24 protein-coding genes are annotated in these 23,387 nt (G+C 32.1%); 7 read left to right on the forward strand and 17 right to left on the reverse strand.

All coding sequences use genetic code 11. The annotated features are described in order from the left end of the window. Nucleotides 1-22: 22 nt before the first annotated feature. From ACWJJ2_RS09220 to ACWJJ2_RS09230, 3 genes are all read right to left on the reverse strand, one after another. Complete coding sequence (locus ACWJJ2_RS09220) at nt 23-454, reverse strand: EutP/PduV family microcompartment system protein (RefSeq protein ID WP_220286410.1); 432 nt, start codon at nt 452-454, stop codon at nt 23-25. Between the two features lie 9 nt (nt 455-463). Beyond that, nucleotides 464-808 (reverse strand): ethanolamine utilization microcompartment protein EutS, encoded by a 345-nt coding sequence (gene eutS / locus ACWJJ2_RS09225; protein WP_165411568.1) that lies wholly within the window; start codon nt 806-808, stop codon nt 464-466. A 220-nt stretch (nt 809-1,028) separates the two neighbouring features. Next, a complete protein-coding gene (locus tag ACWJJ2_RS09230; protein WP_216303430.1) occupies nt 1,029-2,198 on the reverse strand; it encodes a 1-propanol dehydrogenase PduQ in 1,170 nt (389 codons plus the stop codon). A gap of 426 nt (nt 2,199-2,624) precedes the next feature. On the opposite strand from ACWJJ2_RS09230, the gene ACWJJ2_RS09235 reads away from it, so the two are divergent. Next, the gene (locus ACWJJ2_RS09235) at nt 2,625-2,909 is read left to right on the forward strand and encodes a DUF4491 family protein (RefSeq protein WP_216303429.1); all 285 of its coding nucleotides are present in this window, start codon (nt 2,625-2,627) and stop codon (nt 2,907-2,909) included. 80 nt (nt 2,910-2,989) lie between these two features. Here the strand turns inward: ACWJJ2_RS09235 and ACWJJ2_RS09240 are convergent, their stop codons facing one another. From ACWJJ2_RS09240 to ACWJJ2_RS09255, 4 genes are all read right to left on the reverse strand, one after another. Continuing rightward, nucleotides 2,990-3,784, reverse strand: coding sequence for an ABC transporter ATP-binding protein (locus ACWJJ2_RS09240; RefSeq protein WP_165411565.1), 795 nt, complete (start codon nt 3,782-3,784; stop codon nt 2,990-2,992). Next, on the reverse strand, nt 3,768-4,661 hold the full coding sequence (locus tag ACWJJ2_RS09245) for an ABC transporter permease (protein ID WP_165411564.1): 894 nt from the start codon (nt 4,659-4,661) through the stop codon (nt 3,768-3,770). Before ACWJJ2_RS09245 ends, ACWJJ2_RS09240 begins: the two co-directional genes overlap by 17 nt. After that, the gene (locus ACWJJ2_RS09250) at nt 4,661-5,671 is read right to left on the reverse strand and encodes an ABC transporter substrate-binding protein (protein WP_216303428.1); all 1,011 of its coding nucleotides are present in this window, start codon (nt 5,669-5,671) and stop codon (nt 4,661-4,663) included. The genes ACWJJ2_RS09245 and ACWJJ2_RS09250 overlap by 1 nt, the downstream gene beginning before the upstream one ends. A 414-nt stretch (nt 5,672-6,085) precedes the next feature. Continuing rightward, complete coding sequence (locus ACWJJ2_RS09255; RefSeq protein WP_216303448.1) at nt 6,086-6,505, reverse strand: HutP family protein; 420 nt, start codon at nt 6,503-6,505, stop codon at nt 6,086-6,088. Between the two features lie 204 nt (nt 6,506-6,709). On the opposite strand from ACWJJ2_RS09255, the gene ACWJJ2_RS09260 reads away from it, so the two are divergent. Beyond that, nucleotides 6,710-7,270 (forward strand): TetR/AcrR family transcriptional regulator, encoded by a 561-nt coding sequence (locus tag ACWJJ2_RS09260; RefSeq protein ID WP_462954289.1) that lies wholly within the window; start codon nt 6,710-6,712, stop codon nt 7,268-7,270. A 141-nt stretch (nt 7,271-7,411) separates the two neighbouring features. Here the strand turns inward: ACWJJ2_RS09260 and ACWJJ2_RS09265 are convergent, their stop codons facing one another. Then, nucleotides 7,412-9,109, reverse strand: coding sequence for an oleate hydratase (locus ACWJJ2_RS09265; RefSeq protein ID WP_216303426.1), 1,698 nt, complete (start codon nt 9,107-9,109; stop codon nt 7,412-7,414). A gap of 591 nt (nt 9,110-9,700) precedes the next feature. Here ACWJJ2_RS09265 and ACWJJ2_RS09270 point away from each other — a divergent pair. From ACWJJ2_RS09270 to ACWJJ2_RS09285, 4 genes are all read left to right on the forward strand, one after another. Continuing rightward, on the forward strand, nt 9,701-11,023 hold the full coding sequence (locus ACWJJ2_RS09270) for an ABC transporter substrate-binding protein (protein ID WP_216303425.1): 1,323 nt from the start codon (nt 9,701-9,703) through the stop codon (nt 11,021-11,023). A 94-nt stretch (nt 11,024-11,117) separates the two neighbouring features. After that, nucleotides 11,118-11,981: a carbohydrate ABC transporter permease gene (locus ACWJJ2_RS09275; protein ID WP_216303424.1), complete on the forward strand. Its 864-nt coding sequence runs from the start codon at nt 11,118-11,120 to the stop codon at nt 11,979-11,981. Continuing rightward, nucleotides 11,978-12,811: a carbohydrate ABC transporter permease gene (locus ACWJJ2_RS09280; RefSeq protein ID WP_165411558.1), complete on the forward strand. Its 834-nt coding sequence runs from the start codon at nt 11,978-11,980 to the stop codon at nt 12,809-12,811. The genes ACWJJ2_RS09275 and ACWJJ2_RS09280 overlap by 4 nt, the downstream gene beginning before the upstream one ends. A 277-nt stretch (nt 12,812-13,088) precedes the next feature. Beyond that, a complete protein-coding gene (locus ACWJJ2_RS09285; protein WP_220286411.1) occupies nt 13,089-13,757 on the forward strand; it encodes a DUF4397 domain-containing protein in 669 nt (222 codons plus the stop codon). Nucleotides 13,758-13,843: 86 nt separating this feature from the next. Here the strand turns inward: ACWJJ2_RS09285 and ACWJJ2_RS09290 are convergent, their stop codons facing one another. The 6 genes from ACWJJ2_RS09290 to ACWJJ2_RS09315 are packed head-to-tail and all read right to left on the reverse strand — an operon-like array spanning nt 13,844 to nt 19,575. After that, entirely contained in the window at nt 13,844-15,163 is a 1,320-nt protein-coding gene (locus tag ACWJJ2_RS09290; protein WP_462954290.1) for a S8 family serine peptidase, read from the reverse strand. An 18-nt stretch (nt 15,164-15,181) separates the two neighbouring features. Beyond that, nucleotides 15,182-16,213, reverse strand: coding sequence for an ABC transporter permease subunit (locus ACWJJ2_RS09295; RefSeq protein WP_462954291.1), 1,032 nt, complete (start codon nt 16,211-16,213; stop codon nt 15,182-15,184). Nucleotides 16,214-16,248: 35 nt separating this feature from the next. Next, nucleotides 16,249-17,352, reverse strand: coding sequence for a hypothetical protein (locus tag ACWJJ2_RS09300; protein ID WP_462954292.1), 1,104 nt, complete (start codon nt 17,350-17,352; stop codon nt 16,249-16,251). After that, the gene (locus tag ACWJJ2_RS09305; RefSeq protein WP_462954293.1) at nt 17,336-18,220 is read right to left on the reverse strand and encodes an ABC transporter ATP-binding protein; all 885 of its coding nucleotides are present in this window, start codon (nt 18,218-18,220) and stop codon (nt 17,336-17,338) included. The genes ACWJJ2_RS09300 and ACWJJ2_RS09305 overlap by 17 nt, the downstream gene beginning before the upstream one ends. After that, nucleotides 18,204-19,031, reverse strand: a complete 828-nt coding sequence (locus tag ACWJJ2_RS09310; protein WP_462954294.1) for a hypothetical protein — start codon at nt 19,029-19,031, stop codon at nt 18,204-18,206. Before ACWJJ2_RS09310 ends, ACWJJ2_RS09305 begins: the two co-directional genes overlap by 17 nt. Then, nucleotides 19,000-19,575 (reverse strand): RNA polymerase sigma factor, encoded by a 576-nt coding sequence (locus tag ACWJJ2_RS09315; protein WP_216303416.1) that lies wholly within the window; start codon nt 19,573-19,575, stop codon nt 19,000-19,002. The genes ACWJJ2_RS09310 and ACWJJ2_RS09315 overlap by 32 nt, the downstream gene beginning before the upstream one ends. Before the next feature lie 347 nt (nt 19,576-19,922). Between ACWJJ2_RS09315 and ACWJJ2_RS09320 the strand changes: the two genes are divergently transcribed. Continuing rightward, complete coding sequence (locus ACWJJ2_RS09320) at nt 19,923-20,948, forward strand: PTS transporter subunit IIC (RefSeq protein WP_220319947.1); 1,026 nt, start codon at nt 19,923-19,925, stop codon at nt 20,946-20,948. Nucleotides 20,949-21,028: 80 nt separating this feature from the next. On the opposite strand, the gene ACWJJ2_RS09325 is transcribed toward ACWJJ2_RS09320, so the two are convergent. The 3 genes from ACWJJ2_RS09325 to ACWJJ2_RS09335 form a co-directional block, all read right to left on the reverse strand. After that, complete coding sequence (locus ACWJJ2_RS09325; RefSeq protein ID WP_165411550.1) at nt 21,029-21,484, reverse strand: PadR family transcriptional regulator; 456 nt, start codon at nt 21,482-21,484, stop codon at nt 21,029-21,031. Between the two features lie 6 nt (nt 21,485-21,490). Next, nucleotides 21,491-22,339: a DegV family protein gene (locus tag ACWJJ2_RS09330; RefSeq protein WP_216303414.1), complete on the reverse strand. Its 849-nt coding sequence runs from the start codon at nt 22,337-22,339 to the stop codon at nt 21,491-21,493. A 213-nt stretch (nt 22,340-22,552) separates the two neighbouring features. Beyond that, a complete protein-coding gene (locus tag ACWJJ2_RS09335) occupies nt 22,553-23,320 on the reverse strand; it encodes a cobalt-precorrin-6A reductase (RefSeq protein WP_216303413.1) in 768 nt (255 codons plus the stop codon). Nucleotides 23,321-23,387 lie beyond the last annotated feature (67 nt).

The raw sequence follows: 23,387 nt of genomic DNA on the forward strand, positions 1-23,387 counted from the left end.
TAAAAATAGATTTTTAAAAAGTTTAATTCATAATATAATCCTTTAAATTTTCTAAACCAGATTTATCAAAAGCACTTATTCTAAAAATTCTTTCTACTCCTGCGCTTACTAGAACTTCTTCTGCTGCTTTTAACTTGTTTTCATCACAGCACAAATCAGTTTTTGTAATAATTCCAATAATAGGCTTTGCAAATATACTAGCAAAGCTTGGCGGGAAAATACTATCTTCCTGCGTACAATCCTGAATCATAGCGATTACATCACTATCTGCAGAAGTAACTATAAGAGCTCTATAATAAGATCTGTTTTCAATGTACTCACCAGGAGTATCTATAATTCCGTCGATAATTTCAACTGTCTGAGTTTTCTTATAATGTAACTCGTCTTCGTTTATTGCTTGAGTCAAAGTAGTTTTGCCACAATATGTTTTTCCAATTAACATTAAGGTTTTCATATATCACCTCTAAGATCTGGTTATCTTACATTCAGAAAAATCGAGTACATTACTAAGAACCTTAATAACTTCAGTAAGTGCTGACTCTACACTGCCTACATCACCAACTATAACCACTGATCCACTAAATCTATCCACAAATCCAATAGATACATCTGCCGACTTTGTTGCCACGTCTGCTGCTATAATAGAGGCCTCGCTAGGTGTTATAGTAAGTATACCTAAGGCATCCTTATGATCTGCTGTAAGTCCTAGTTTTTTATATAGATCTTTGTTGGGGTTTGCAATTAAGTGGGCTAATGTAACTTGCTTGCCAGGAACATATTCTTGTATTACTCTTTGTTTCTCTTCCATAGTATCACCACTTCTTTGAATTTTTATAAAAAAATAGGCTCACTAAAAATATAATTATATTTTTAACAAGCCTCATTGCCTTCTTTAAAATGTACACGCCATTGTGTACCTATGCTTAAATATTATACTCTTTATTCTAATTTGTCAATATGAAAAATTAATATGGAAAACGTTTTTAATATTGTTAATTTTTCCGTGCTATTTATATCAATGTGACCTATTATTTTTTATCAAAAACCCTTTCAAATAAAGCTATTATTTCCTCTATATTAGGTACTCGTGGATTCGTTTCAGTACATCTATCCTCTATAGCTATTAGGGCCATTTGTGAAACTTCTTTTTTAAAATCATCTGCCTTTATCCCTGTTTCTTTTAGCGATGTAGGCATATTTAATTCATTTAAAAGCTTATTTATAGCTGCTATTAGGCTTTTTACCCCTTGTCTAACATTTGATGATGGCAATCCTAATATTTTGGATATTTCTGAATATCTTTTAGCGGCCTTTGTATAATCATTTGAATTAAAACCTTTTAAATCTGCATTGTATTCTATTACATATGGCAGTAATATAGCATTAGTTTTTCCATGAGACACATGAAATCTTCCACCAACAATATGTGCCATTCCATGATTTAACCCTAGTGATGCATTATTAAAAGCTATCCCTGCTATACAAGAAGCATTGTGCATTTTTTTTCTTGCATCTAAATCATTACCATTCTTATAAGCTCTCATTAAATTTTCAAAAACCAATTTTATAGATTTTTCTGCTAATGCATCTGTATAATCTGTTGCTTTAGTAGATACATAAGCTTCTATAGCATGGGTTAGTACATCCATCCCTGTATCTCCTGTAATAAAATTTGGCACAGTTGTAACAAGTTCTGCATCTAATATAGCTTCGTCAGGTAGTAGTTCATCTGATACTAAAGGATATTTTATATTCTTACTTTTATCTGTAATTACAGAAAAACTTGTAACCTCTGAACCTGTTCCACTAGTTGTAGGTATAGCTATAAATTTAATTTTTTTATTATTCTTCACGCCACAATCCATACGATCATGTATCTTAGAACTAAAAGAACATATTGCTTTTGCTGCATCTATAGCAGAACCTCCACCTAGAGCTATTACTACTTCTGGATTAAATTTCATCATAACCTCTATACCTTTTACCACAACTTCGATTGGTGGGTCTGGTACAATATCTGAAAATACCATATACTGAATGTCACCCTTCGAAACTTCATCAGTAATCTTGTTTATGGCACCTGATTTTACCATAAAAGGGTCTGTAACTATAAATGCCCTTTTACAATCAAGTTGACTTAATCTTTCTAATGAACCGTCTCCGAAATATATCTGCGTTTTAATGTTAAAACTTTCCATTAATATTCTCCTTTCAGAATTAAATCATCTCCTGCGGAGCTGAAACAGCTTCGCGGAAGCTGCATTGACGACTTCAGAAGGAGATTTATACACCCACTGAAGTTTTCTATTTGTTATGGTACGTAGTTCCCGCTTATAGACGTGGGAGTCTTTCCTTCTAAACTGTCGTTAAATAAAAAAGCGCCATAGGAATCAATTCCCACGGAGCCTCAATGCTCATTTAATACACTTCATTGTGCATAATTAAAAATATAAAATTATGTTATCACTTAAATTCTATATTTTTAATTATAATATGTCAAGGATTAATAATATTACATTTTTTGTTAGTAAAAACGGATTAGGTGAGGAAGATGTTTTTATATGATACTATATATACAACAACGATAGTGTTAACACTATTCAGAATGCTTAGGAGGTCTTATAATGAATTTTCATGGAATTTTTATTGGCATTGCTGCCTTTCTTATTATTGGAGTTTTTCATCCTATAGTAATTAAAGGAGAATACTATTTTGGTAAAAAAATATGGCCTGTATTTTTAATTTTAGGAATTGTTTTTGTGCTTGTCTCATTGTATATTAAAAATACTACACTATCAGCTATAGTAGGGGTAGCTGGTTTCTCATGCATTTGGAGTATTCATGAAATTATAGAGCAAGAAGAAAGAGTTAAAAAAGGATGGTTTCCAAAAAAAACAAATAGGAAATAACTAAAACTACCCTACAGGATAGACTTTTTTAAAATTGTCTACTCTATAGGGTACATTTTAGTTAGTTCCTTGCTAAAATTTTATGAAAAAGCCACTTCATCACTTATAAAGTCATTGGAATTTTTGTTGTTAAATCTGTCTAAAAGTTTGGGTATAGTCAAACTTTTCTTTTCTTCTCCGCTGATATCTAAAACTATTTCTCCACCATGAAGCATTATCAGCCTATTTCCTATATCTATGGCATAATTTAAATTATGAGTTATCATAAGTGTAGTTATATTTTTTTCACTAACTGTATTTTTAGTTAATTTTATTATATTTTCAGAAGTCTTTGGATCTAAGGCTGCGGTATGCTCATCTAAAAGCAATAAATCAGGATTAGATATAGTTGATATAAGTAGTGACAAAGCTTGTCTTTGACCACCAGATAATAAACCAACCTTTTTATTTAAGTTATTTTCAAGGCCCAAAGAAAGTCTGGATAATGATTCCTTAAATAACTCTAAATTTTTATTGTTAATGCCAGGAGTTAATCCAAATTTACTCCCTTTATTATAAGCCATTGATAAATTTTCTAATATGGACATAGAAGGAGAAGTACCTAAAGTTGGATCTTGGAATACCCTTCCTATAAATTTTGTTCTTTTATGTTCTGGAAGCGATGATATATTTCTTCCATTTAAACAAATAGAACCCTTGTCAGGTAATATTGAACCAGATATTAAATTTAATAGAGATGATTTGCCGGCACCATTGCTACCTATTACAGTAATAAAATCTCCCTTGTTTAAATGAAGGTTCAAATTATTAAATATAACTTTTTCATTTATTGTATCCTTGTTAAAAACCTTTTGAAGATTATTTATCTGAAGCAATTGGAACACCTCCTGACTTAAATTTCTTTAACATTTTAAAACTTAAATTAACCTTTCTCCCATTTAAGGACAAAGCAAATATAACAATTATACAAGTTATAAGTTTTAAATCTGTTGGAGGTAACCCTAAGTTTAAAGCAAGAGATATACTGCCTTTATATAATATTGAACCTAAAATTGCAGTAGTCGTTGGAAGCATCCATGAAGTTTTTTTGAAAATAGCTTCTCCTAATATAACAGACGCTAGACCCATAACTATAATTCCAGTTCCCATGCCTACATCAGAAAATCTTTGATATTGAGCCATCATAGAACCAGAAACTGCTACAAGACCATTTGAAAGCATAAGACCAAGTATTTTGATAGTCCCTATATCAATTCCTAAGGAAGTTACCATTTGAGAATTATCTCCTGTAGCTCTTAATATAAACCCTAGTTTTGTATTCAAAAACAAATCTAAAACTATCTTAGCTAAAATAGCAAATAAGGCAATTATGATTACTGGAGAAATATCATTAGAAAAAATAGTGCTTTGTGAAAATAATGGCACATTAGCTTTACCCATTATCCTAAGATTTATAGAATAAAGTCCTATCATAACTAAAATACCTGAAAGTAAATTTGTTATTTTAAGCTTCACATGAAGTATCCCAGTAATTCCTCCGGCCATTATGCCCGAAATAAAAGCTAAAATTAGTGATATAAAAGGATTTACACCTTTTACTAATGCGGCTGCTGTAACTGCAGCTCCTAATGCAAAAGTTCCATCTACAGATAAATCGGGAAAATCTAATATTCTATAAGTTATATAAACTCCTATAGCCATTATTGCAAAAATAAATCCTTGTTCTAGTATGTTTATGATAAGGCCATCCATTACTTAGCACCGCCCTTAACTATCACTGCTTTTGCCTTTAAATCACTTGGTATAGTAATTTTAAGTTTGCTTGCCGTATCTTCATTTATGGTAAGTGTTGATTCCTTTAAAGTTTGTATAGGCATATCATTTGGCTTTTTACCATTTATGATATCTACTGCCATAAGACCTGTCTCAAAACCAAGTTTATAGTAGTCTATACCTTCTGTAGCTAATGCACCAGCATCTACATGGGCTTTTTCAGCGCCTATTATAGGAATACCTTTTTCAATGGATTTTAAGCTGATGAGAGGCATTGAAGATGCTACTAAGTTATCAGTTGTTGTATATAAAACATCAATTCTAGGAAGTAATGAAGCTAATGCTTGAGATATATCGTTAGAACTTGAAATCCCCACAGCTATTATTTCTAAATTCATCTTTGAACCTTGCTTTTTTGCCATTTCTACTTGAATTTCTGAATTTGCTTCACTAGTATTATATAATATACCTACCTTTTTACAGTTAGGTTTTAGTATTTTAATTAATTGAAATTGTTTATCCATAGGCAATTCATCACTAGTGCCTGTAACATTTGTATCGGGTTTGTTTAGAGATTTTACCAGACCTGATTTTACAGGATCAGTTACAGCAGTTATAAGTATAGGAATACTTTTAGTACTGTTATATGCTGCCTGTGCGCAAGGCGTTGCTATAGCATATATTAAATCCTTTTTAGTTGAAGTGAAATTGCTTGCAATAGTTTGAGCTGTTGGAATATCGCCTTGAGCATTTTGAAAGTCTATTTTTATTTTTTCACCATCTATAAACCCCTTAGAACTAAGAGCATCCATAAATCCTTTGTGAGCTTTGTCTAGTGCGGGATGTTCTACAAGTTGGATTATTCCAATACTTGTCACCTTACCAGAATTACCTTTACTTTTTGTTTTAGCAGTCGAACAACCTGCTAAAACTGAGGCACCTAAAAACAACGTGCCAATTACACATAATAATCTCTTTTTCGCTACCATACTACCATCCTCCTAAAATATTTAATTATAAAAATAAAAGCTACTGTTAAATCATCTCCTGCGGAGTCATCTCCTGCGGAGTCATCTCCTGCGGAGCTGCAATATTAATGACTTCAGAAGGAGCTTTATACTCCCACAATAATTTTTTCTTTGTTATAGTATAGAACTCCCACTTATAAAAGTTGGAGACTTTCCTTCTGAAATGTCATTAATTTTATAGTTAGCTTTATTTACGTCTTAATCCCTACCATTATTACACTACCATACTACCCTACTACGCTACCATACTACATGCTACAAAATACCTTAACTACATTATTATTCTATGTTAAATTTTTTATTAATCTTATAGCATTTTTTTCAAATTGTCAATATATTTCTAAAATATTAGATTTTTAAATTATAAAATTTCAGTTAATAAATATCAGGTATAGAACGATGTGAAAGTCCTATTACAACCTCATTCAAATGGAGCAAACCTATACTTAAAAATATACATACACTTATATGTTCACCAGATCTCGCTATTCCCATTTTCCCACCTACATTTAATCCGTTAGCTTTAGGTGCAACTTGGGCTAAAGCATCTTTAGTAGCACCAGCTACAGCACCCTCATGAACATGACAATCCTTTATAAGTCCACCTCTTTTTGAAGCTACAATAGCACTTTCAATTACCTTTGTAGTAAATGCAGAAAAATTACCTCCAATATCTATTGCAGTAACCAATATTCCTTTTTCTTTATAAGCTGCGATAAATTTTTCTTCACTAGCTCTTGGACATAGGGACATTTTCACAGAAATTTTAGCAATATCTGTACTTTTATGATCCATAAGTATCACCTCTAAATTAATATTTTTCAATTTTAGTATAACATATATTATACTTGCATCTAAAAGTTTTATCATTTTATATTTTTTAGGCTACGAACATGATTCCGTAGGATATAACTAAATCCAGCTCCTTACTACCTCATTGACTAACTCCTTCATTATAAATATAATATATATAATGCGCAGGGAAAGGAGCTGTAATGTATGTCACAAACCACAAAAAAAGCTTTAGCATCATCATTGAAAAAACTAATGAATACTACTCCATTAACAAAAATTACAATTAATGATATTGTTAACGACTGTGGAGTAAATCGCCGTACATTCTACTATCACTTTCAAGATATCTATGCACTTTTAGAGTGGGTTTTCGAAACTGAAGTTGCTAGTGTCATGGCAGAAAATAAAACGTATCAAACGTGGCAACAGGGATTTTTGCAAATATTTCTCTATTTAGATCAAAATCATAAAATGGTGTTAAATACCTATAATTCCGTTGGGCGTGAGTATTTGGAAACCCATTTATACAATGCAGTGTACACCCTTGTCTTTAATGTTGTTGATGAGATCGCCGTGGACATGAAGATTTGGGAAGAAAAAAAAGAATTTATAGTTAATTTTTATAAATTTGCATTTGTAGGGTTATTGCTTGATTGGATAAGAACAAAGATGGTTAAAAATCCAGAACAACTTATCGCCGATCTCAATAATGTAATAAGTGGCGATATCCATAGAGCATTATCAAAATGCAAAATACAAAAATAGTAAACACTTTTGCCAACCATACTGTCACTGATAGTATTTTTATTTAAACATCAGAAATTGTATGTGGTAGTTATTATAAAAATATTTATAATAAAGAGAACCAGGAGGAATTAAATTTCTCCTGGTTCTCTTTTTTTATATTTAAATTAACCCTTCAAGTGTTGTGTTTTTTAAAAGTTTTTTCACAATCATCTCAGCGGGGAGAGGACGTCCACTATATAATGCCTTTGTTGCCGCAGCAATCACGCGAACATCGTATTTAGTGGGATATACATCTGGTACTTCTTTCTCAAGATTAAGTAGCGTATAAACCGCCATCATAGCTGAACGAATGGAATATTCAACTGTGAATACACAATCATCTGCAACTTCTGCAAATTGTCCTAAAAAGGCAAGATTGTTACTGCCTTTCGGAATAACGTCAGGACGATCACCCTTGACACGTGGCATAAACTGACTGGTTGTATAAGGCATCATGCAAGGGATAACATTAACGTTTTTAAGGATTTCTGGTATTTCATCTTTCTTACCCATATGGTATAAAAGTTCCGTTACAAGTTCTTCACCAGTGCAATCACACATTCTCTTTTTTACAAAATCTCCAATATTGTCAGGGAAAAGACCATAAGCCCATAGTACCAATACATTTTTAGGTTGGTCAATAAAGTGAGGCTGTCTATTACAAGTTACGCTCAAAAGCCAGCTTGAATCTTTGATAGTTATAATACCTCCTGTAACAGTTTTCCCGGAATATGGGTCATTACCTGTTAATTCCTTAAGAAGATCTGCTATTTTAGGATCCGCGCTAGTTATAGTAAAAGATTCCCATTTGCTTTTGTCTATGTCACTACAAAAAACTTCTGGTTTTCCAAATGAAGGATCTTTCTTAGCTATGTTTTTCCATAAATCCCAGCAACCTGCTGTTCCACGATTAATTGTTGCAGGCTCGTGCATACTTCCAATCGTAGAATTTTCTGTCATAGATCCATTGGTAACAAATACCAAATCATTCTCGGTTGTATGAATTATTTCTTCCTTGCCATTATGCAACAGTCGAATGGCCGTAACAGTTTTTTTATCAGTTTCTATATCAATATCCAAATCTGTAACCTGTGCATTTAGGTTAATGACTACATTTTTAGACTGCAACCATTTTTCCAAAGGAAGAATCATAGACTCATACTGGTTGTACTTTGGAAACATAATGTTTTTCATATGGCTCATTCCAGGAAGCAAGTGCATAAAACGTTGCATATATCGTTTCATTTCCACAACGCTGTGCCAATTTTCAAATGCAAACATAGAGCGCCAGAAGCACCACATATTAGTTTCTAAAAAAGATGGGTGAAAATACTGCTCAACAGTTGTGGCTCCCAAATTTTCTTCGGTTGCAAGAAGAAGCATAGTAAGTTGCTTAATATGAAGATCGTTTAATCCAAGAGAGGAAAAATCGGCCTTTTCACCACAGTTATGAAGTAACCTACAAGTCGATTCGTTAGGGTCAGCCATATTTAGCTCTCGAAATTCGTCCAAAACAGTTCGATTAGGGGCGCTTAGAGAAGGAACCGCGCTAAATAAATCCCAACAACACTCATAATGTTCTTCCATTTCGCGTCCACCGCGAACAACGTAACCGTCCTTTGCGTTTCCAGCTCCATCCATACTACCACCGATAATATGTGCTTGTTCTAAAATAGTGATATTTTTACCATCCATATGACCATCTCGAATTAAGTATGCAGCAGCCGCAAGAGAGGCTATACCTCCTCCGACTAAATATGCTTTTTTGTTTTCAATGCCTTCTGGCTTTAAAGTATTAATATTTTGAAAATTCCCCATAAATATTCATCCCCCTAAATGTTAATTAATTCATACGTCTACTAAGTAATTTACTACAACTACAGAAAAAAACAAATCATCAATCTTCAACGAATGTGCAATTTTGCAATAAAATCATAATTTTGTGCAATAAATTCAGAATCAAACATAATTCTCCATTAAATCTGAAATTCATTATTTTTCATACAAATCACCTCTACTCTTCTTATTTTTGAGTTCTAATAAATACGATACTAAATGCTAACAAAATTAGGTTTATAATTACTAAAATCACTCCTCATTGACCATACTTGAAATATTGGAACGCTCTCTTAAATACCATAGTTATAGGGCCCTGAAACTTCACCAGTGGTAGTTATAATAAAAGCTCAGCAATGTACTGATATCCACGGAATGGCTGTCACATATCAAAAAAATTTATTAGAATAATATCAGTAGAAATGTTATATCTTCTCTTTTAGTATTTACTAAAATACTGAAAGAAAAAAATAAAATTACTATATTGACAATATTCTCTAAATGGTTTATTATAATGTTTAAGCAAACGATTGCATAGATAAGATTTAATTAGAAAATAGGGGGGGCTTAATAATGAAGAACACAAAAAAGCTTATAGCAGTTGCATGTACAGTTGCTATAATGACAGGTATGTTGTCTGGTTGTAGTAAAAGTACAGATCCTGCTGCTTCAAAAGCGGTAGGCAAGGATGTCGTAGTGGACATATTCCAATTTAAAGTTGAAGCTAAGGATGCTCTTGAAAAAGCTACAAAAGAATACATGGCATTAAATAAAAATGTTAAAATTAATGTACAAACAGTTGGCGGTGGAGAAGACTACGGTGCGGCATTAAAATCTAAATTTGCATCAGGACAAGAACCAACAATATACAATATTGGCGGAACTCAAGATGTCCTTGACTGGAAAGCTAAACTTCAAGATTTATCAAGCGAACCATGGGTATCACAAGCTTACCCAGGAACTTTAGATGCTGTAAAGATGGATGGTAAACTTTATGGTATGCCGTTTAACCAAGAAGGATCTGGACTTATTTACAATAAAACAATATTCACAAAAGCAGGAATTGATGCTTCAAAAATCAAAACATATGCAGATTTAAAAGCCGCATCGAAAACATTGGATTCAAAGAAGAAAGAATTAAAGATAGATGCAGTATTTGCTTTACCTGGCAAGGAAACTTGGGTAACAGGATTACATTTATCTAACGTTGCTTTTGCAAATGAATTTCCAACAGTTGTAGATGCATTTAATGCAAAAGAAATAACATTCAAACAAAATGAGCCATTAAAGAAACTATTAGATCTTCAAATTAAATATGCTTATAAGCCAGATGGTACTAATAAATCAATTAACAGCGTGGACTATTCTACTCAAGTTGAAAAAATGTTCTCTATGAGTAAAGTAGCAATAATTCAACAAGGAAACTGGGCTTTTGGATCAATAGATGGTATCGATCCAGAATTGTCCAAAAATATTGGTATATTACCAATGCCTTTAGATGGCGTTAAAGAAGGTTGTATCCAAGTTGGAGTACCTATGTATTGGGCTATTAACAGTTCAAAAGATGATGGAGCTAAGAAAGCTGCTGCAGACTTCTTAAACTGGTTATATACTTCAGACAGAGGTAAAGAAATGATCATTAAAGACTTTAAGTTTATACCAGCTTTCAAAGGTTATGACGGTGAGAAATTACAACCAACAGATGCACTAGGTAAAGAAGTACTTAGATACGTAAACGAAGGAAAAACAATTCCATGGGTATTTATGGGATATCCTACTGCATGGGGTATGGAAAAATTCGGAACAGACGTTCAAAAATATATTGCTGGCACCATCACATGGGATAAATTAGTAGATAATATGAAAACGACCTGGTCAGCAGCACGAAAAAAATAATGAATATGATTTAAGATTTCAAAATCCTGGGAAAGTTCAAATCTGTTCCAGGATTTTATTAATATCAAGCTAATGTACGAAAGGAGATACTGTAATGAAAAAAAATAATGCGTCATTTTGGATGTTTGTAGGTCCAATTTTAGCTGTGTTCACTATAGTTTTGATCATACCATTGCTTTTTGGAGTTTACTATTCTTTTACAGACTGGAATGGAATTGCATCCGATATAAGTTGGATCGGATTTGCAAACTACGTCTCTGCATTTAAGGATGAGACTTTCCTTGCTTCATTCTTATTTACAGCTAAATTTACTATAGTTTCAGTTGTTGTAATAAATTGTATTGGATTTGGCCTCGCTTTACTTGTAACAACTGGTATGAAAAGCAATAATCTACTTAGAACTATATTTTTTATGCCTAACTTGATAGGAGGACTTATACTTGGATTTATTTGGCAGTTTATTTTCACACAAGTTTTTTCTGGACTTGGAACTATTTTTCATCAGCAATGGTTACTTGGATGGTTATCGGATGGGACTACTGGATTTTATGGGTTAGTAATTTTAATGTCATGGCAAATGTCAGGATATTTAATGGTTATTTATGTAGCTGCTCTTCAAAACATACCACCAGAGCTTACGGAAGCAGCTGAGATTGATGGTGCAAATGCATGGCAGAGAATAAAGAATATTACATTCCCTCTAGTAGGACCTGCCTTTACAGTAAGTTTATTTTTAACTTTATCTAATTCCTTTAAACTTTATGACCAAAATTTATCCTTAACTGCAGGTGGTCCTGCAAATTCAACACAGATGCTCTCTATGAATATTTACAACACCGCATTCAAATTTAATCAAATGGGCGTAGCGCAAGCAAAAGCTGTTATATTTTTACTAATAGTTGGTGCGGTTACTTTAACACAAGTATATCTTTCTAAGAAAAATGAGGTGGAAGCATGATAAAAAAAACCAGAAAATTAAATGTAGGTAAACTAGCTCTAGGAGTTATTGGTATTGCCTTAGGCGCATTATTTTTATCACCTTTTTATATCATTATTATCAATTCCCTTAAAACAAAAAAAGAATTATTTGCAAGTGTATTGTCCTTTCCTGAAATATTCACTTTAAATAATTATAAAGAAGCATTTGATAGGTTGCACTATTTAAATGCAATTACTAACTCTTTAACAATAACAATATCTGGTGTTATTTTTATTGCAATATTCGCTTCAATGGCGGGCTGGATGTTAGAGCGGACAAAAACAAAACTGAGCAACGCAATTCTTTTGTTATTTATTTCATCCATGTTAATACCTTTTCAAGCAATCATGTTGCCCCTAGTTAGAATTATGGGTAAATTTAAATTATTGAATATGGGTGGACTCATATTTATGTATCTTGGCTTTGGATCAGCCTTATCCATATTCCTGTATCATGGTTTTGTAAAAGGAATCCCAAAGGAGTTAGATGAAGCTTCCATGTTAGATGGTTGCAACAAATTTCAAACCTTTTGGTATATAATATTTCCTTTGTTAAAACCAATAACTGTTACAGTTTCTATCTTAAATACCGTTTGGATTTGGAATGATTTTTTATTGCCATCCTTAGTTATTAATAGACCAGGAACACAAACATTGCCATTGAGAACTTTCTTTTTCTTTGGTGAATATACCAAACAGTGGAATTTAGCTCTTGCGGGACTAACTCTCGCAATTATTCCAGTTATAATATTTTATTTTTTAGCACAAAAACAAATTATAAAATCTATTGCAGCTGGAAGCATAAAATAATCAGTTTTTCTTTAAATTGTAGATATCTTTAGTGTGAACCAAACTTAGGAATCCATACAATTTCTAAGCTTATTTAAAAATTTCTACATAAATAGCCAACTAATAAATCCCGGAAGATGTTAATTCTCCGGGATTTATTAGTTGGCTATTTATTCAACAGATTCATTCAATAATACGAGTTTTACCATGTGATAGTCGAGTTACAACTAATTTCAGTAACATTCTAGGATTGTTCTTCATATATTAATACAGTAGAAATATTTGAAGGGAGCCTTTTATGTTCTATTGTCCAAACAATTATAATGATCCTTATCCGCTATATAGAGTTACCCCTAAGAATTCTTATTTTAGGATTCTTCATGCTTCACCTAAATCCCCAGCTGTTGATGTATATATTAATGATATGTTAAAATTTAAAAACCTTACTTATGGTGCTTTTACAGATTATATAGAAGTTATGGCTGGAAATTACAATGTAAAATTGTATGCTACAGGTACTAAAACTACACCTGTACTTAATAAAAATATTTTTATTCCGCCTGAAAAAATTTACACCGTTGCAGTTATTGGTCTATTACCTAACATTGAGTTACTACCTATTCCAGAACCTATAGTTATAAATCCTAGTAACAATGCTTATATTAAATTTGCTCATTTATCACCTAATCTTGGTGCTGTAGATGTTGCATTACCAGACGGTAAAATTCTACTTAAAAATATTAAGTACAAACAATTTACTGATTATATAGAAGTCCCTGTTGGAACTTATACTTTAGAAGTTAGACCTACTGGTACCACGAATATTGCTTTATACGTCCCTAATATAAAACTAAAACCTAATCGTTTTTACACTGTTTATGCTGTAGGATTAGCTAACGATATTCCAGGCCTTCAAGCTCTAATTCCTCTTGATGGTAGTTCTTATTTAGATTTACGCGAAGATTAGTTATTGCGTGTTTTTGATAAAAAATATTAAAATTAAAGTTCTAGGATTTGCAAAAATTCCTAGAACTTTATGGTGCGCTGAAATTCTTACTTATCATCCTTTAATGCTTCTATTAATTTTATTGGATTTATCAGTTTGCCTGTTTTGGTTTCTTTACCTTCATTGCTTATATCCATGGCATCGCCTGTTCTCAGTGCAGTACTCCAAAATAAATCAGGAGTGATATTGGGTTTTACTTGACAAGACAGGGCATATAGTCCAGCAAGATAAGGTTCTACCGAGCTCCACCCACCTATTCTATTAAAACTGTAGCCCTTGACATCTTCAGGAATCGCAAAGGTTTTTGAGCTCATTGGAACTAATAGCAATTCTTTTGCTGCTAATTTATTATACTTTTCTTCATAATATTTACCAAATCCAGGTATCTCTGCTACGAAAGAAATCCAATTACTCCATTTATGAGGTTTGTAGGAGGATTGTTTCTCTGGATCAGCCATAGGTTCTCTATCAACTCCATAATACCAAAACTTATAATTAGAAGTTTCAAATATATTGGCAGAAATAACGAAAATCCCAGCATTTTCGGCTCTTTTCACAGCTTCATTCATTTCCTTATATCCTTTATTATTGGGACCCCATACAGCTGAAATTGATAATACTCTTATTTTATCTTTTTCAGAAAGAGTTTTATTAATTTTTACAATTTTATCAATTGCCTTTACCTCCGCCAACGTGTAATCTATTTTAGAATTATTTTCTTTAGTATTAAAATTATAGCAACCAATATAATAAAGATTAGCTTTTGGTGCAACTCCTATTGACTTACCTACAGCTATTGAAGTCATTGCAGGCCCATGCATTGATGCTTTTCCATTGCCATTGATCTCATCATAGAACTTTATCTGATCTTTATATTCTTCATGATCAACTAATAAGGGCTGGTCTATTATAGCAATATTAATTCCTCTACCATCTATACCCTCATTGTTAAGCTTGCTTATTCCTAATCCTTGATTTTTACCAAGCTCCAAAATGGTATCTGGCTTATATTCTTTTGTCATTTTTTCAGGCCATTTAGTATGATTACTAAAAAAGCAATTACTAAGTTGTTCACTATTTTGACTTAGATTGACATTACTTAAGTCACTATACCGTAAATCAAGATAACCGTTAAAATTTTTCGCATCTCCTAAGAACTTTGATTTGTGACCTGTTATTACATTAAGACCACCAATATTTTCTCCAGATGCAGGAGGATGCCTCACAATATACGTCCCACTTTTAGAAGTAGGAGTATTTTCACTATTAGAGCTTTGTAATGCAGTAGTTACAGCATTATTTTTTGCATTGCAACCTGAAAGCATTAAAACTATAGATAATGCCAACAACAAATATATTTTTCTCATATTTATCCTCCAAATTTCTTAATCTGAAACATTATGATTAATAAATAAGCGCTTAGTCATTAATATACAACTTATTGATGCTACTAACATTACAAAGAATGCTAGATAAGGATATAATACAGGATATCCCAGTATATTAAACGCTTTAAAGTCTTTATACAAATAATCCGAATAAATGTATCTTATATAATAAAAATCTGTTAAATTCTTTAGCCACTCTGGAAGAATACTTTGAATAATTTCAATTACATTTATAGCTACAACAGCTGCAATTCCAGTGAATGCCGGAATAAGCAAATTTTTAGCTTTTGCAGAAATAACTAAAATGAATAAACCAAGAGCTATACCCGCAGTAAGATTAGTTAGAAATTGAAGAACAAAATGTCCAAACATGCTTAAAGGGAATGCAACACCGCTATAATTACCCAGCATACTTATATCGAAAATTGTCTGAAGTGTACATGCAAAACCTGCAATAACAATGATATATACTACCGCCGCTAATATTTTTGCTCTTACTATAGTATTTCTTCCTTTTTTACTACTTAGTATTAGAGCATCAACACCAGTTGAATATTCCTCAGAAAATATAGGAGATATTCCAAGTATAATAAGAAACGCAATAAAGCAATATATATCATTTTTTCTAAGAATAGCCGGCCATATACTATGGTAACTGATGGTTTCTGGTGATCCTATCTTTTTAAGGTAATTATATTCTAGGTTCTTTTTCCTATAAGTATAACTACTTATCCCCTTTACTTTTTGAATTTTTGTTATTTCATTTTTTAGTTTAGTAAGCTTCTCTTTGTGATTTGACCACAATATGTTAGGACGAGAAATTGTGCTATATAATATCTCCTGCTCCATATTACTTACCATTATTGTACTTTTACCAGTATTAATTGCATTATTATATTTTTTAAATGTATTATTTACATTAGAAAGCTGCGAAGCTATTAATACAATGAAACCTGCAAGTATCACTATTCCAATAATTACTATCTTTTTCGAAAAAATTTTATATAATTCATGTCTTACTAAATCCATAAACTCACCTCCATCTATACTTCAAAAACTGTAATTTAATTAACAACTTCATGTTTTCTAAAAGAGTGCTTTGTAATATATATAGAAATCATAGAAAATATTATTAAAGCGATACCACAAGCGACTATATTTATCACAGGTGTCCCAAATATATTATAGGTATTAACCATTTGTAATGAATCAGAAGGACTTATAAAAAAGCAATATGAATTTATAAGTCCAAGTATAGAATGCTCAATCCCCATATTTCCAGCAAGATATAAAGGCATTATAATTGCTGCAAAACTAACGAAGAACGTTACCAGTAGATTCCTTATACGTGAGGAAAACATTAAAATCAATAACCCAAAGGCTAATATCCCTATAAACATCATCAAGAACTGCAATAAATATACCTGAGATATATTTAGCTGATATGGGCTAAAAGAATACATTCCCAAAGCTTGCATCGGGCTATCAAAACCTTCTATATTTCCATAGCATAAAACAGATGATAGAATCGGTATAATTCCAAATATTAAAGCAATAGAAGAAGAATAGATACATGAAGCAATGAGTTTTGCAGTAATTATAGTTTTTTTACCATACTTGCTGCTTAATATAAGTGCATCCATACCACTCGAATATTCTTCTGAAAATACTCCTGAAAGCCCCAAACATAAAAGTAGTAATAACCCAACAATAATGCTACTTGTACCTATAAGATTAATATCCCCCCAAAGACCTAAGTAATAAGGCTTTGCATCTTTATTTACTTTTTTATACATATTAAGTTCCATAACCTTTGATTTGTACTCATATCCAGTGATGCCACTGGCCTTCATTCCATTTAACTTATCTTGCAATTCAGCAACATTTTCAGCATTATTTGTTTTATATTCCTCTAAGTTAAAGATATTTGTATAGATTGATAATCCCTCTTTTTCTTTTTGCGTAATTTGACTAAGTTTTGTTACATTACCACCAGTTTTATAATATTCTTTGACTAGATTTTTAGCCTCTATCGCTTTATTCCCACCACCTGTCAATATTGTACTTAATATTAGAATTGTTACAAACACTGCCAAGGAAATTAAAACACTTTTCTTATAAAAAATTTTATAAAGCTCATGCTTTATTAAATTAAATAGCTTGCTCATCAGTTTGTTCCTCCTCAAAATAATACATGTATAAATCCTCTAGTCTTGGAACTTCAACTTTCGCTTTAGGTAACGGTTTTTCATCGCTTATTATTCTTACTTCAATGCCTTTTTCTTTTCTCATTATATTGCCTACTTTAAAATCCTTGTTAAGCTCATTTAGCATATTTTCCTCAACTATAGCGCTCCATACTTTGTTTTCCATATTCTTTAGAATATTATCGATAGAATCTTTTTCAATAAGCTCTCCATCTTTAAGCAGAAGTACTTCCTTTGAAATATATTCTATATCCGAAACAATGTGAGTAGAAAATATTATAATTTTATCCTTTGACATATCTGATATCAAATTTCTGAATCTTATCCGCTCCTTTGGATCAAGTCCTGTGGTAGGTTCATCCAATATAAGAATTTTAGGATCATTTAGTAATGCCTGTGCTATTCCTATTCTTTGTTTCATTCCACCTGAAAATGTTCCCAGCTTTTTTTTACTAACTGCCTTCAAATTAACAAGTTCAAGCAGTTCGTCAACCTTTCTTTGGGCAGAACGTGTATCAAGTCCCTTCAAGGCTGAAATGTACATAAGAAACCTATGGGCAGTAAAATCTTTATATATACCAAAATTTTGCGGTAAATATCCCAGAATATCCCGATACCTATCTCCCATTACCTTAATATCCTCACCATTAAGAATAACTCTTCCTCCTGTTGGATTTAAAATATCCGTCATTATTCTCATAAGTGTTGTCTTCCCCGAACCATTAGGACCAAGAAGTCCATACACTCCTGGGGTTAGTTCAACCTTTAGATTTTTAACCGCATATTTGTCTTTGTACTGTTTTGATATGTTTTCAAGCACTAATTTCAATTTGATTTCCCCTCTCAAAAATATTATTATATCTGCTTTGTAAAGCTTTAAGCTGTAGTACTAACATTAATGTACTGATTGATAATATAACCATATATGCAACAGTATCAAGTTGCATAATGGTATTTACAAATTTCTTATCGATGCACATATATAAAATTACCATTGACCAAATTGATACAATCTCAGCTACCGCATAATCTCCTTTGATTTTCATTGCTATCCAAAGTGATACTCCGGAAACCAATGTAAGCGGTGTTAGCCACAGTACTGATAGCTTCCATAGATCTATATTGCTCCTAAACATGTATAGAACGACGGAAAGTGCTGTATTCATAAATATACTGTAAATTCCTATAACTAATATTCTCGAAAGCATTATCTCAATAGCTGATATTTTACAGCTTAGTTCAATTTCAAGCACACCACTGTCACGACCTTTGAATACCTCAACTATACCTAAAATAGAAGGCAAAGGCGCTAACGCCATAATGGTAATGTATGGATCAATCTGATTAATAGATATAAAATACCCTATAATGAATATTGCGGTGCAGAAAACCCAGTAAATCTTACTTATAAAAGTTATTTCTCCTGCTGCCATCCTTATAATATGGCAGAACTTTTTAAATCTTTCATTTTTTATCGGTACATATTGTCTCAGAACTTCTATCGTTGCATCTATTTCCTCTTCCCCTGGGAGTTCTATTGTATAATTTTGCATATACGTGAGCAACTCTTCTACTGCCTTGTCATCATTATCTGGTATGACCTGAGATTTAGCGATAAGATTCTTTGGCACTTTTTTCATTTTTTTCACTCCTTTCAAATACTTGTTTAAGTTTTCCTATGCCTTGCTTTAGTCTCGACTTTACTGTTGATTCATTACTTTGTGTTATATATGCAATATCCTTAATCTTTAAATCATGATAATATTTTAAAATTATAGCATTTCTTTGAAATTGGGGAAGTGTCGTAATTGCATTTTTTATCTTCTGCCTCTCAATTTTCCTACTCATTATTTCATAAACATTGCTATTTTTATCAATTATATTTGTATTAAGCTCTATGTTACTTTTATTTTTTATAGCGCCGCTACTTCTAAAATAATCATTGCATGTATTTGCTGCAATCCGTAGCAACCAATTTTTAAACTTTCCTTCATCTTTATAAGATTTAATTGATTTAACAAGCTTTATTAAAACTTCTTGTGTAATATCGTAAGATGTATGATAGTCTCCAATATGTCTATATATAAATGAAAACAATAATTTATAATTATTTTTAACCAAAATTTCCATTGCATATTGATTTCCGCTTTGTATTTCCTTAATTAATTCTTCATCAGTCGACATTCCATCACCACCCTTCTACATATAATAACGTAAAGTTTTATTTAAAAGTTTTAAATAAAAAAATAAAATTAGCCTATATCTTAAATTACTATGTAAAATAAGATATAGGCTTTACTTTATAGGCTAATAACCTCACTAATAATTCACTATATATTAGGCTTGTCATTTTTTTGTATATCTTATTGATGTGTTTATAATAAGATGTTATAATGTTGTCAGGCGCACATGTATATACACTAGTATATACATGTGCGCCTGAGTTAAATAACCGTTTATGTGCATAATATTATAAACATTATTTATATTCATAACTTAACAAAGTATATATTTTATTAGGAGGAAACCTCATGGAAAAATTCAAAATCGTTGTAAAAAAAGGCCTTAAACGATATTTTTTAGATGCCTTGAGTGCAATGGCATTAGGTCTATTTGCTTCATTAATTATTGGACTAATACTAAGTCAATTATCAAAAATACCTGCACTAGCTTTCCTTGAAGAGTTTGCAGAAATCATTTCAGTTAAATCCCCTGTAGTTGGCGCAGCTATTGGTGTGGCTATAGCTTGGGGCTTAAAAGTTACCCCACTTACTATGTTCTCCTGCGCTGCTACTGGTGCTTTTGGATATATGTATATGGGTGGTGGCCCAGTAGGATCTTTCATTGCTGCAGTAATAGGTGCAGAACTTGGCAACTTTGTGTCTGGAAAAACTAAGATTGATATTGTTATAGTTCCCATTGTTACTATTGTTACTGGAAGTATATCCGGTAAGTTTGTTGGCCCTTATATCTCAGTTCTTATGACGAATATTGGTGCAGTCATAAATTCTGCTACAACTCTTATGCCTATTCCAATGGGTATTGCTGTATCTACTTTAATGGGTTTAGCGCTTACTGCTCCAATTAGTAGTGCTGCCATAGCAATTTCACTAAAAATGTCTGGCCTTGCAGCCGGTGCCGCCACTGTTGGTTGCAGTGCTCAAATGATAGGTTTTGCTGTTTCTAGTTATAGAGAAAATAAGATAAGTGGTTTAGTATCTCAAGGACTAGGTACCTCTATGCTACAAGTACCTAACATAATAAGACGTCCCCAGGTTTGGATACCTCCAACACTTGCCGGTGCAATACTCGGCCCTCTTGCTACTACGGTTTTCTCCATGAAAAACAACTCTCTAGGTGCAGGTATGGGTACTAGCGGTCTTGTAGGTCAGTTTGGAACCCTTGCCGCTATGCAGGGGAGCCAACCTACTTCGGTGATAGTTTTAAAAATATTACTTCTACACTTTATAGCCCCTGCTGTTTTAACCCTACTCTTCTCAGAGATTATGAGGAAGAAAGGGTGGATTAGTCAAGGAGACTTAAAGCTTAAGCTTTGAGTTAGTGAAATTCAAAAGAAGCTGCAGGTGATAATACACCCTTTGGGTGAGTTCACCTGCAGCTTCTTTTGTTATAATATTTAATTGTATAAATCACTATAAATAATTTTAAATACTTCTAAAGCCTCTTCTATTTTATCTTGTAGTAGGTATTTTTTATTTTCTAGCTGCCTTCTACCTTCCACCGTGATTTTATAAATTTTCTGTGCTTTCTTGGAATTACTCCATTCCCCAATAATCAATTTTTCTTTTTCTATTTTTTTTAAAAGAGGATATATTCCGCCTGTACTAGGAATCCAAAGACCATTTGTTCTATCACCAATTTTATGAGATATATCGTTTCCATTAGTTTCGCCTAAACTTAGAATGTATAGCACGTACAAAGGTAGTAACCCTTTTGTGAATACTTGACCTACAGCTTCTTTTTCCTTTTGAACTTTTCGAAGCTGTAAAAGTTTTTTCTTGTATTCAACATACAACCTCTTTTCCTGCACCCTAATGTCTATCTCACTTTCTTTATTCACTATATCATCCATTTTTATTTAAGGTTCCTCTATACAAACCATTCCTACCAAACCTGGTCCACTATGAACCCCTGATACAGGACTTATATATCCTCCGAATTCTACGGAAATAGCATTTGGATGGAGACTTATACTTTCCATTACTTTTTTAGACTCTTCTAATGCATCACCGTGTAATATATAAACCCTACACTTCTTTTTATCTAAAATGCTATTTGTAAGTTCTACAAGTTTATTAAGAGATTGCTTTCTACCCCTTACCTTTTCACATGTACAATACTTACCTTCATCATCAAACGAAATTATAGGTTTAATGTTTAAAAGCTCAGCTATTGTGCCTGCAACTTTCCCTATTCTTCCACCTTTTTTTAAGTACTCTAAAGTCCCTACTACAAAGTATAGATGGATTCTTTTTTTAATAGACGGAATAGCTTCAACAATTTCTTCAAAACTCTTTCCTTCTTGTATCAGCTTTCCACATTCCGTTACTATTAATCCTTCGCCTAGGGCTATAGATTGTGAATCACATACATGAGTAATAATACTTGGATGATTTTCACTTGTAAGCTTCACAGCATTAAATATACCTGATAACCCAGTAGATAAAGTTATTGCTATAACATGAGTGTATCCTTCTTCTTCTAATTTCAAAAACAGTTCTTCCATATCCTTCATTGATGGCAAAGAGGATGTAGGTACTTCTGTTTTCATATTATCGTAAACTTCTTGTGGCGATATATCTATATTATCCAAATATTCTCTATCAGAATAGATAATCCTAAAGGGTAATACATTTATATTATATTTCTCTATTGTTTCTTTACTTAAATCGCTTGTAGTGTCTGTAATCAACGCTATTTTATTCAAATTAAATCCTCCTACATTACATAATATCAATATTATATCACTATAATATATGTGTATCAATAGTGATACATCCACAATCATTTTAATTAGTTTGTACAAATAACTACAAATGTATGCATACAGGTATGTGAGACAGTTAATGAATTTAAATAATACATAATTATAAACCCCTTTAGCTAATATTAAACTAAAGGGGTTTGTATAAACTAATTTTTACATCGTTAATTCCGATATATATTTTATAAGTTCTATTTCACTATAAAACACCTGTGAATATACCATTGGTTTTCTTCCTATTATAAACGCTGGTATATTATTATCTATAGCTGCTTTTATTTTGTCGTAAGTTCCACCTTGAACTCCGCTATCCTTCATGAGTATTGCCTTAGCCTTGTATTCTTTAATAAAGCCACAATTTAATTCATAGCCTACAGGACCCTTCATCGCCACTATATCCTCAACTCTTATTCCTAATTCTAAAATCTCTTCTAGAACCTTAACAGAAGGTAAAACCCTATGTATTATCCTATTATTTAAATTAAAACTTAGAATTTTATCTATATTTCTGCTACCAGTGGTATTTAAAATATTTCCCTCTACTTTTGTAAGCTGTGTATATAGACTATCATAATCCTCCACCACAATAACATTTTTATTTTTCTTAAATTTTTCCACAACTGATGGCCTCTCATATCTAACATATTGTACTCCATAGATTTTACATGCTTCCATTGCATTTTCAGTAATTTCTAGAGCATAAGGGTGAGATGCATCAATTAATATTTTAATATCATGTAATCGTATGACTTTCATTAACCCTGAAAGGTCTAATGGTTTTTCATTGAAAATTTTATATTTATAATTTTTCAAAAGCTCTGCGCCATAAGCCGTAGCTGTTGAGATGAAAATATCCTCTGTAAACCCATTCAGTCCTGCAAGAATATTTTTCCCCTCTGAAGTCCCTACAATTAAACCTATCATTTTTATTCACATCCTAAAATAGTTGGGGACGGTTAACAACTTTTTCTTACTTATTAGTTTACTAATA

The sequence above is a fragment of the Clostridium sp. CM039 genome, from assembly GCF_055081075.1.

Bases quoted from the DNA above. Each gene is read 5' to 3' on its own strand.
- ACWJJ2_RS09310 (WP_462954294.1), bottom strand. From the start codon at position 19,031: ATGAAAAAAGTGCCAAAGAATCTTATCGCTAAATCTCAGGTCATACCA.
- ACWJJ2_RS09280 (WP_165411558.1), top strand. From the start codon at position 11,978: ATGATAAAAAAAACCAGAAAATTAAATGTAGGTAAACTAGCTCTAGGA.
- ACWJJ2_RS09285 (WP_220286411.1), top strand. From the start codon at position 13,089: ATGTTCTATTGTCCAAACAATTATAATGATCCTTATCCGCTATATAGA.
- ACWJJ2_RS09235 (WP_216303429.1), top strand. From the start codon at position 2,625: ATGAATTTTCATGGAATTTTTATTGGCATTGCTGCCTTTCTTATTATT.
- ACWJJ2_RS09250 (WP_216303428.1), bottom strand. From the start codon at position 5,671: ATGGTAGCGAAAAAGAGATTATTATGTGTAATTGGCACGTTGTTTTTA.
- ACWJJ2_RS09320 (WP_220319947.1), top strand. From the start codon at position 19,923: ATGGAAAAATTCAAAATCGTTGTAAAAAAAGGCCTTAAACGATATTTT.
- ACWJJ2_RS09325 (WP_165411550.1), bottom strand. From the start codon at position 21,484: ATGGATGATATAGTGAATAAAGAAAGTGAGATAGACATTAGGGTGCAG.
- ACWJJ2_RS09300 (WP_462954292.1), bottom strand. From the start codon at position 17,352: ATGAGCAAGCTATTTAATTTAATAAAGCATGAGCTTTATAAAATTTTT.
- eutS (WP_165411568.1), bottom strand. From the start codon at position 808: ATGGAAGAGAAACAAAGAGTAATACAAGAATATGTTCCTGGCAAGCAA.
- ACWJJ2_RS09265 (WP_216303426.1), bottom strand. From the start codon at position 9,109: ATGGGGAATTTTCAAAATATTAATACTTTAAAGCCAGAAGGCATTGAA.
- ACWJJ2_RS09275 (WP_216303424.1), top strand. From the start codon at position 11,118: ATGAAAAAAAATAATGCGTCATTTTGGATGTTTGTAGGTCCAATTTTA.
- ACWJJ2_RS09270 (WP_216303425.1), top strand. From the start codon at position 9,701: ATGAAGAACACAAAAAAGCTTATAGCAGTTGCATGTACAGTTGCTATA.
- ACWJJ2_RS09260 (WP_462954289.1), top strand. From the start codon at position 6,710: ATGTCACAAACCACAAAAAAAGCTTTAGCATCATCATTGAAAAAACTA.
- ACWJJ2_RS09335 (WP_216303413.1), bottom strand. From the start codon at position 23,320: ATGATAGGTTTAATTGTAGGGACTTCAGAGGGGAAAAATATTCTTGCA.
- ACWJJ2_RS09245 (WP_165411564.1), bottom strand. From the start codon at position 4,661: ATGGATGGCCTTATCATAAACATACTAGAACAAGGATTTATTTTTGCA.
- ACWJJ2_RS09255 (WP_216303448.1), bottom strand. From the start codon at position 6,505: ATGGATCATAAAAGTACAGATATTGCTAAAATTTCTGTGAAAATGTCC.
- ACWJJ2_RS09290 (WP_462954290.1), bottom strand. From the start codon at position 15,163: ATGAGAAAAATATATTTGTTGTTGGCATTATCTATAGTTTTAATGCTT.
- ACWJJ2_RS09230 (WP_216303430.1), bottom strand. From the start codon at position 2,198: ATGGAAAGTTTTAACATTAAAACGCAGATATATTTCGGAGACGGTTCA.
- ACWJJ2_RS09315 (WP_216303416.1), bottom strand. From the start codon at position 19,575: ATGTCGACTGATGAAGAATTAATTAAGGAAATACAAAGCGGAAATCAA.
- ACWJJ2_RS09295 (WP_462954291.1), bottom strand. From the start codon at position 16,213: ATGGATTTAGTAAGACATGAATTATATAAAATTTTTTCGAAAAAGATA.
- ACWJJ2_RS09220 (WP_220286410.1), bottom strand. From the start codon at position 454: ATGAAAACCTTAATGTTAATTGGAAAAACATATTGTGGCAAAACTACT.